Here is a 1,381-nt window from a genome sequence, read left to right on the forward strand (position 1 = left end):
CGAGGCCGTGTGGAAACCCCCGTTGAAGATGCCGCCAGCGGCATATCCCGACGCGACCGGCATCACTCTGCTGAGCACGACAAGCGAGCGCGGCTGAAAAAGGGCTATCGCCCTATGCCCTCATCGCCTTGATCAGCGGTCCTGTTTCGAGGATCTTTGTCGCGCGCTTCAAGTTGTACGCCAGGACTTGCAGGCTCATCTCGGTCCGCACTCGGGGCAGCGTTCTGGTCAGGAAATGGGTGGATCCCATCCAGGCCTTGAGTGTGCCGAACACATGCTCAACGGTCTGCCGGCGTAGTCTCATTGCCTCTGGCGCGCCGTCGAGCCGCTCTTGAACAACATCCAGCATGTCCTCGTGTTCCCACCGCGAGATGCGCTGCTCCTTGCTTTTTGTACATCGCGGCTTCATGGGACACCGAGGGCAGTCCGATGACCAGTACTTGTGCTGGACCTTGCCGGCTTCTTCGGAAGTCATGCGGTAGATGGCAACGCTGCCTGCCGGGCAACGGTACTGGTTCTCCTTGTCTTCGTAGACGAAGTCGCGCTTGTCGAAGAGACCCGCAGCGGCGTTGTTCGAAGTCATCGGCTTGGGCACGATCGCGGCGATGCCGGCCCGCTCGCATTCGAGGATCTCGTACCCCTCGTAGTAGCCACGGTCGGCAATGGCGATCAGCTCACGCTCGCCGGTGGCTGCCTTGGCAAGCTTGGACATATTCGCCAGTTGGTCTCGGTCGTGGCCCAATTGGTGACTTCGTGGGCGACGATCAGGTGGTGCTTCGCATCCACGGCCGTCTGAACGTTGTAGCCCACGATGCCGGTGCCGCGACCGCTGGTGGCCATGGAGCGCGCATCCGAATCGGTGAGCGAGATCTGTCCATCCTCTGTTGTTTTCATCTGCTCGCCGATCTCGCCGAGCGTTTGCATCTGCAGCTTCACCCTGGCGATCTTCTCCTTGAGATGATCGACCCGGCTGGGCAGAACGGCTGTCGCGTCGAGGTCGGCACGGTCGAGTTTGACCAGGTAGCGCTTGATGCTGTCCTCGAGCTGCTCCATGCGCGCCTTGAGCTTGCGGTCGGTGAAGTTCTTGTCTCGGTTGTTGACCGCCTTGAACTTGCTGCCGTCGATGGCCACGATTCCATCGGTGAAGAGCTTGAGCCGCCGGCACAGGACGACGAACTCGCGGCAGACTTTACGGATCGCGTCGCCGTGGTCCTTGCGGAAGTCGGCGATGGTCTTGAAGTCAGGCGCCAGACGCCCGGTCAACCACATCAGCTCGACGCTGCTTTGCGCCTCCCGTTCCAGGCGTCGGCTCGGCTGCACGCGATTGAGATAGCCGTAGATGTAGATCTTGAGCAGCACCGCAGGGTGGTACGCCGTCCGG

At 61.3% G+C, this 1,381-nt stretch carries 1 pseudogene; it reads right to left on the reverse strand.

What is annotated here, in order from left to right:
• Positions 1–112: 112 nt before the first annotated feature.
• A pseudogene (locus M8A51_RS26150) lies at positions 113–1,381 on the reverse strand (IS1182 family transposase); the annotation flags it as partial.

Origin of the sequence: Caldimonas mangrovi (assembly GCF_023721835.1) — a bacterium.
GTDB lineage: Bacteria > Pseudomonadota > Gammaproteobacteria > Burkholderiales > Burkholderiaceae_C > Caldimonas > Caldimonas mangrovi.